General features: G+C 74.7%; 8 protein-coding genes. 5 read left to right on the top strand and 3 right to left on the bottom strand.

What is annotated here, in order from left to right; genetic code table 11:
• Positions 1 to 1,148, top strand: a 1,148-nt coding sequence (locus tag G6553_RS18015) for a trypsin-like peptidase domain-containing protein (RefSeq protein WP_166196031.1), incomplete at its 5' end; no start/stop codon positions are given.
• Positions 1,149 to 1,170: 22 nt separating this feature from the next.
• On the opposite strand, the gene G6553_RS18010 is transcribed toward G6553_RS18015, so the two are convergent.
• A complete protein-coding gene (locus G6553_RS18010) occupies positions 1,171 to 1,410 on the bottom strand; it encodes a helix-turn-helix domain-containing protein (RefSeq protein ID WP_166196029.1) in 240 nt (79 codons plus the stop codon).
• A gap of 129 nt (positions 1,411 to 1,539) precedes the next feature.
• On the opposite strand from G6553_RS18010, the gene G6553_RS18005 reads away from it, so the two are divergent.
• Together G6553_RS18005 and G6553_RS18000 are read left to right on the top strand one after the other, a co-directional pair.
• Positions 1,540 to 2,172 carry a hypothetical protein gene (locus G6553_RS18005; RefSeq protein ID WP_166196027.1) on the top strand — a complete coding sequence of 211 codons (633 nt, stop codon included), beginning with the start codon at positions 1,540 to 1,542 and terminating at the stop codon, positions 2,170 to 2,172.
• Positions 2,169 to 3,506 (top strand): hypothetical protein, encoded by a 1,338-nt coding sequence (locus G6553_RS18000; protein ID WP_166196025.1) that lies wholly within the window; start codon positions 2,169 to 2,171, stop codon positions 3,504 to 3,506. The genes G6553_RS18005 and G6553_RS18000 overlap by 4 nt, the downstream gene beginning before the upstream one ends.
• Here G6553_RS18000 and G6553_RS17995 read toward each other — a convergent pair.
• A complete protein-coding gene (locus G6553_RS17995; RefSeq protein WP_166196023.1) occupies positions 3,469 to 4,794 on the bottom strand; it encodes a hypothetical protein in 1,326 nt (441 codons plus the stop codon). The two genes, G6553_RS18000 and G6553_RS17995, sit on opposite strands and share 38 nt — an antisense overlap.
• Positions 4,791 to 5,156, bottom strand: a complete 366-nt coding sequence (locus G6553_RS17990) for a hypothetical protein (protein ID WP_166196021.1) — start codon at positions 5,154 to 5,156, stop codon at positions 4,791 to 4,793. Before G6553_RS17990 ends, G6553_RS17995 begins: the two co-directional genes overlap by 4 nt.
• A gap of 144 nt (positions 5,157 to 5,300) precedes the next feature.
• Here G6553_RS17990 and G6553_RS17985 point away from each other — a divergent pair, with 144 nt between their 5' ends.
• On the top strand, positions 5,301 to 6,797 hold the full coding sequence (locus G6553_RS17985; protein ID WP_166196019.1) for a wax ester/triacylglycerol synthase family O-acyltransferase: 1,497 nt from the start codon (positions 5,301 to 5,303) through the stop codon (positions 6,795 to 6,797).
• Positions 6,794 to 7,141 (top strand): hypothetical protein, encoded by a 348-nt coding sequence (locus G6553_RS17980; protein WP_166196017.1) that lies wholly within the window; start codon positions 6,794 to 6,796, stop codon positions 7,139 to 7,141. The genes G6553_RS17985 and G6553_RS17980 overlap by 4 nt, the downstream gene beginning before the upstream one ends.
• Positions 7,142 to 7,160: the final 19 nt, after the last annotated feature.

Raw genomic sequence — 7,160 nt, 5'->3', positions numbered from 1 at the left:
CCTACGGCCAGCCCTACCCCGCGCTGCCCGCCGCGCCCCGCGGCCGCGTCCCGGCCTGGGTGTGGCCGGTCGTCTCCGTCCTCGCGCTGGTGGTCGGCCTCGTCGGCGGCGTGGTCGGCAGCGTCGTCCACGACCAGCTCCAGGAGGAGTCCGGCTCAGCGCTGCTGGGCTCCGGCCTCGCCGAGGACGCCGTGCGCACCGATCCGCCGCTCGACGTCGCGGACGGCTCGGTCGCGGCGGTGGCCCAGGAGCTGCTGCCAAGCACCGTCCAGATCCGGGCCGAGCTCGACGGGGAGGCCGGCGGCGCGACCGGCTCCGGCTTCGTGCTCGACGCCCGCGGCCACGTCGTGACCAACAACCACGTGGTCGCCGACGCCGCCGAGGAGGACGGCGAGATCGAGATCGTCGACCAGGACGGCAACCGGTACGACGCGGAGGTCGTCGGGCGCAGCCCCGTCTACGACCTGGCCGTGCTGTACGCCGAGGAGGTCGAGGGCATGCGGCCGGCGGCGCTCGGCTCCTCGACCCGGCTGCTCGTCGGCGAGGGCGTCGTGGCGATCGGCTCGCCGCTCGGCCTGAGCTCGACCGTGACCGCCGGCATCGTCAGCGCGCTGAAGCGTCCGGTCACGACCGGCGACTCGGCGAACGACTCCTCCTACATCAACGCCGTCCAGACCGACGCCGCGATCAACCCGGGCAACTCGGGCGGGCCGCTGGTCAACCTGCGCGGGCAGGTGGTCGGCGTGAACTCCGCGATCGCCACGACCGGCGGCGGCATGCTCGGCGGCGAGTCCGGCAACATCGGGGTCGGCTTCGCGATCCCCATCGAGCAGGTCCGCGTGACCGCCGACCAGATCCTGCGGACGGGCGAGGCGAGCTACCCGGTGATCGGTGCCCAGGTGCAGACCGGCCGGCGTGACGGCACCGGCGCGAGGATCGAGGAGGTCCTCGACGACACCCCGGCCGCGGAGGCGGGCCTGGAGGCCGGCGACGTGGTCGTCGCCGTCGACGGGGAGCGGGTGACCGACGGCATCGCGCTGATCGTCTCGATCCGCACGCACCAGCCCGGCGAGACCATCGCGTTCACGGTCGTCCGCGACGGCGACGAGCGCGAGGTCGAGGTGACGCTCGGCTCCGAGACGGGCTGAGCCCGACCGGCTTCGGCCCGGCTCACTCCCCGCGCGGCTCGGCGTCGACGTACGGGTGCTCGTCGACGAACGTGCGGGTCTCGTCGTACATCCGCTGGATGAAGTCCTCCAGCTGGCTGGCCTCGACCCGCCACTGGCCCCGGCCGCCGATCTTGATGGCGGGCAGCTCGCCGCGGCGCACCAGCGCGTACACCTGCGCGCTTGAGGTGTTGAGCACCTCCGCGACGTCGGCGAGCGTGAGGAAGCGGGGCGTACCGGCCATGAGGGACATGGTGGCACCTCCCGCCCCCGGACCCACGGACCAGGCTGCCGGCTGTGGACGACGCGGCGCCGGCCGGACGGCTGTGGAAGACGGGGTGACGGCCGCGCCCGCGATCTGCACACTGTCCGCGTGGCCACGGAACAAGCGAGCTCCCCGCCGCCCGCGACGCGCACCGGCACGCCCGGCTGGCGCGACCCGCGCCTGTGGATCGGGGTCCTGGTGGTCGCGGCGTCGGTCGTCATCGGTGCCCGCGTGGTCGACGGCGCCGACGACACCGTGCAGGTCTGGGCCGTCGCCTCGGACCTCGGTGCGGGGGACCGGGTGGGGGAGGAGGACCTCGTGGCCCGACGGGTCCGGTTCGCCGACGAGGGGCTGGACCGGTACTTCACCGTCGACGACGCCCTGCCTCCGGACCTGGCGCTCGTGCGCGGCGTCGGCGCCGACGAGCTGCTGCCGCGCGCGGCGGTCGGGTCGGCCGACGACGCCGGCACGGTATCGGTGCCGCTCGCCGTCGACCTGGTGCCGCCGGCGGTGGCCGAGGGTTCGGTGGTCGACGTCTACCTGACCGGGTCGGCCGGGACCCCGGACGGTCCGGTGCTGGACGACGTGGTCGTGGTCGACGTGCCGGCGCTGGACGAGGGCTTCGGCGCGTCCGGCGAGCGGCAGCTCGTCGTCGCGGTGGACGAGGACGACGCCGAGGGCTTCTTCGCCCGGCTGGCGCGGGTGGAGAACCCGGTCACCACCGTCACCCAGGTCTCGTGAGCGGTCTCGTGAGCGGTCCCGTGAGCCCGGTCGTCGTCCTCATCGTCGGTGGCGGCGCGGCGTGGGAGTCCGAGGCGCTGCGCCGCTTCGACGAGCGGCGCGACGTCGTCGTGCTCAAGCGGTGCGTCGACGTCGACGACCTGCTCGCCGCCGCCTCCGCGGGCCAGGCGGACGCCGCCGTCGTCGGGATCGACGCCCCGGGCCTGGACGCCGCGGCCGTCGACCACCTGCGCACGCACGGGGTCCAACCGGTCGCCGTCGTGCCGAGCGACGCCGTGGACGCCGGACGGCTGCGTGCCTCGCGGGTCGGCATCGGCGGCGTCGTCGACGAGGCGGCGCTGCACCTGCTCGCCGACGCGGTCGTCGCGGCCGTCTCGACGCCCGACGCGCCGCCGACCGTCCCGCGCCACGGACCGGCGCTCGGTGCGGACGCCGACGCCGACGGAGCGACGGCCGAGCCGGGAACGGCGGGCCCCCGCGGGCGCGCGCTGGTGGTGTGGGGCCCGGCCGGCGCACCGGGTCGCACGACGCTCGCCGCGGCCGTCGCCGCGGAGCTGGCCCGTCGGCGCCGCCGCACGATCCTCCTCGACGCCGATCCGTACGGCGGGACGGTGGCGCAGCAGCTCGGCATCCTCGACGAGGTCTCGGGGCTCCTCGCGGCGACCCGGTTGGCGACGGCGGGGACGCTGGCCGACGGGTTCGCCTCGGTGCAGCGCGGCCTCGACCAGCACCTGAGCGTGGTCACCGGCCTGCCGCGGGCCGACCGCTGGGCCGAGGTGCGGTCGGGCACGCTCGAGCACCTCCTCGACGTCGGCAGGGCCCACGGGGACGTCGTCGTCGACACCGGCGCGATCCTCGAGGAGGACGGCCTCGACCCGGGCCGGCCCGGCCGCAACCGGCTCACCCTCGAGGCGGTCGGCGGCGCGGACGAGCTGCTCGTCGTCGGCACCGCCGACCCCGTGGGCCTCTCGCGCCTGGCGCGCGGCCTGGTCGAGCTGGACGAGGTCACCGGCGGCGTCCCCGTGCGGGTCGTCGTCAACCGGATGCGCCCGACGCTCGGCTGGTCGGAGAAGGACGTGGCCGCGATGGTTCGGGGCTTCGGGCGGGTGGCGTCGCTGCACTTCGTGCCCGACGACCGCGCCGCTGTGGACCGGGCACTGGTCGCCGGCCGCACGCTGCTGGAGTCCGGCGACTCGCCGGTGACCCGGGCCGTCGCCGCGCTGGTCGACGCGCTCGCGCCGCCGGCCGCCCCGCCGTCGAGCCCGTCGCCCACGGCCGGCGTCGCCGGCGCGACGATCAGGCGGCGAAGAGCAGGTAGAGACCGCCGGCGGTGAAGAAGACCATCGCCACGAGGAGCGGCAGCTGGCCCGTGAGCTGGTGGCGCCGGGGCAGCAGCTTGATCGCCCGGTCGTGGGCAGCCACGACGCCCACCACGTGGCCGAGGACGACCGCGAGCACCTTGGTGTTCGCGAGTAGCGTCGGGTGGTACGACAACCAGTAGTTGACGCTCCAGTCCCCGGTGCCGAGCAGGTCCTGCCCGGTGCCCAGCGGGTCGCTGGCCTGGATGAGCGTCAGCTGCCCGACCTCGACGAGGTAGGTCAGGTAGTGGGCGACCATGTAGCCGACGATGATCGGCACGACCGAGTGCGCGAACCGGTCCGGCAGGCTCCACCGGGGTGTCTCGGGGCCGACGCCGGTGGCCGCGGTGCCCACCGCGAAGATCACCCCGACGCCGACCACGAAGGCCAGCAGCGCCAGGTTGTTCAGCAGCGACACCGAGGTCTCGCTGGACTGGATGTACCGCACCCAGAACGGCGACTCCCGGAAGGAGTCGAACGCGGTCGAGCCGAACAGCACGGCCATCACCGCCACGAGGCCGGGGCGGACGGTGACCGAGTCGAGGTTCGCCAGGGGGCTGCGCACGACCAGCTGCCCGTCGCGCCGGCCCCACGGGGACAGCTTGGCGACGAGCGAGGAGTAGACCTCGAACGGGTCGGCGCGCTCGTAGAAGGTGTTGCCGAACAGCGCACCGCCGAGCAGCATCACGGCGACGTACGTCGCCACCCACAGGCGGACCGGCCCGAGCTCGGTGGAGAACTGGTAGACCAGCTCCATCCACACGAAGGCGTAGAGGCCGATCGCGGCCGGCCACACGCCGAGCCGCTCGGGGTAGGTGAAGACGCCCTGGTCGGGGTCGCTGCCGGAGATCTTCGCGAACGCCAGGTTGATGGTGCGGACCGGGCTGATCGCCTTCCACACCGGGCCGAACAGCAGGGAGAGCGGGACGAGGCCGACCCACCACCACACGTAGAACATCCCGAACACGGGATTGGTGAGCAGGTCCTGGCCCAGCACGGCGGCGTACGCGCCGTACAGGAAGACCGTCATGCCCAGCACGCGCAGCACCACGCGGAAGGCGGGCGCGTCGACGAGCGCCTGGAGGTACGCCGGCGCGGGCCGGCCGGAGGTGGCAGCGTCGTACCTCGGGGACCGCCACGCGACGGCGAGCACGGTGAAGGACACCGTCAGCGCGGCCACCGCGCCGGCGATCGCCAGCTCGGGCGAGATCGGCAGGTCCTTGGCGCCGCCGATCCCGTGGGCGAGGTACCGCCCGTCGTTCACCGGGCCTCGAGCTGCACGATCACCTGGTCCAGGTCGTGCGACTCGACCTCGACGACGCCCGGCTGGTCCAGCGTGATGGGCAGGGTCGTGGTGCCGGCGCCGTACTGGAGCGTCTGCTCGGGCGTGGAGTGGACGTGGATCTCGCCGCCCTCGTCGGCCTGGACCACCAGCTCGACCTCCTCGTCGACCGCCACCTCCACGCGCTCGCCGTTCGGCGTGACCGTGCCGCCCTCGAAGGTGACCTCGACGGTCTGCGTCTCGCCGGAGGTCTCGGGGGCGGGCTCGTCGTCGCCGCAAGCGGTGGTGCCGAGCGCGAGGCCCAGGACCGCGGCGGCTGCCGCGAGTCGTCGCGTGGTGTGCATGCTGGTGACTTTCCTCATGGGGTCGGGGGGTGACGTCTGTCAGAATCCCACGTTGAGCAAGCGCGATCGGGTACGGGTCCTGGATGGACGCGCCCAGCGGGACCAGCAGCGGGACCACCGACGAGACGAGGGAGTGAGCGCCGGATGAGCGAGCGGCTGCGGCCCCGCGACCTCGCCCTCCTCGCCGAGGAGACGCCGACGACGCCGGCCCACAACGCCACCGTCGAGATCTTCGAGTGCGCCGAGTCCGGTTTCGACCACGACCGGCTCGTCGAGCTGATCCGCGACCGGATCTCCTTCGTGCCGCGCTACCGGCAGCGTCTCCAGCAGGTCCCCGGCCGGGTCGCGAACCCGGTGTGGGTCGACGACGAGCACTTCGACCTCGCCTACCACGTGCGGCGCTCGGCGCTGCCGCGCCCCGGCACCCAGGACCAGCTGCGCGAGCTCGTCGGCCGGATCGTCTCCCGGCCGCTCGACCGCACCCGCCCGCTGTGGGAGATCTACCTCGTCGAGGGGCTCGCCGGCGGCCGGGTGGCCCTGCTCTCCAAGGCCCACCAGGTGCTGGTCGACGGTGTCGACACCGTCGACCTCGGGCAGCTGCTGCTCGACGTCCACCCCGAGCCGAAGGTGCTGGGCGGCGACGAGTGGATGCCCCAGCGCGGCCCGTCGTCCGCAGCGATGCTCCTCGACGCGGCGCGGGACTCCCTGACCGACCCCCGCACGGTCCTCGACACCGCCCGCGGCACCACCGGCTCGCTCCTGCGCGCCGCGGAGGCCACCGCCGGCACGGCCGGCCGGGTCGTCGGCGGCCTCGCCGGCCGCAGCCCGCAGCGCGCCGGCGCGCTCGGCGGCCCGCTGTCGCAGCAGCGTCGCATCGTGACGGTCGAGACCCGGCTCGAGGACTACCGCAAGGTCCGCGACGTCCACGGAGGCACCGTCAACGACGTCATCCTGGCCACCGTCACCGGCGGGCTCCGGACCTGGCTGATGGCGCGCGACGAGTCGCTGCGGGGCTTCCGCCGGATCCGTGCCGTGGTGCCGGTCTCGGTCATCGACACCGAGCTCGAGGCGACCTCGTTGGGCAGCCAGATCGCCGCCCACTACGTCGACCTGCCGGTCGGCGAGGCGAGCCCGGTGGTGCGGCTGCACCAGGTCAGCTACTCCTTCCAGGCGCACAAGGAGACCGGCCGCGGCGTCGCCGCCAACCGGCTCGCGGGCATCGCCGGCTTCGCGCCGACCACGTTCCACGCCATCGGGTCGCGCGTGGCGGCACGCGAGGTGCGGCGCGGCTACCAGCTCAGCGTCACCAACGTCCCGGGCCCGCAGTCGGCGCTGTACGCCGCCGGCGCCCGGATGGTCGCGAGCTACCCCGTCCACCCGCTGGTCCAGGGCCACCCGCTCGCCGTCGGCGTCACGTCGTACGACGGCGGGGTCTACTACGGCATCACCGCCGACCGCGACCAGCTGCCGGACGCCGACCTGCTCGGCACGTGCATCACCGAGGCGCTCGACGAGCTCCTCGACACCGTCAACGGCGGCCGGACCCGCGCGCGCCGCGGCCGTCGCACGTCCGGCGCGACCGGAGCCGCCACCAGCGGCACCCCGAACCGGCCGGCCCGACCGCGGGGGAGCAGCTCGTGAGGATCTACCTGCCGACCACCCTGCAGGGCCTGGCCGAGCTGCACGCCGCCGGGGAGGTGCCGGCCGGGACCGACCGCGTGGTCGCCCCGGACGACACCGAGGAGGGGGAGTACGCCGCGCTCATGGGCGCCGCGGACGCCTCGGCGGCGCTGCTCGACGGACCGGGCCGACGGGTCGTCGTGGTGGCCGAGCTCGCCGACGGCGCCGACCCCGACGGGCCGGTGCCGCTGCGCCGGGTGGTGGCCGTGCACGCCGACGTCGAGGACCGCCCGGCCGGCGCCGACCCGGACGAGGACCTGGCGTGGTTCGCGACCCAGGAGATCGGGTTCCTCATCTCGGGCTGAGGCTCGTACGGTGGCGACC

Source organism: Nocardioides sp. IC4_145 (assembly GCF_011250565.1).
Taxonomy (GTDB): Bacteria; Actinomycetota; Actinomycetes; order Propionibacteriales; family Nocardioidaceae; genus Nocardioides.
This window is presented reverse-complemented; position numbering and strand designations above follow the sequence as displayed.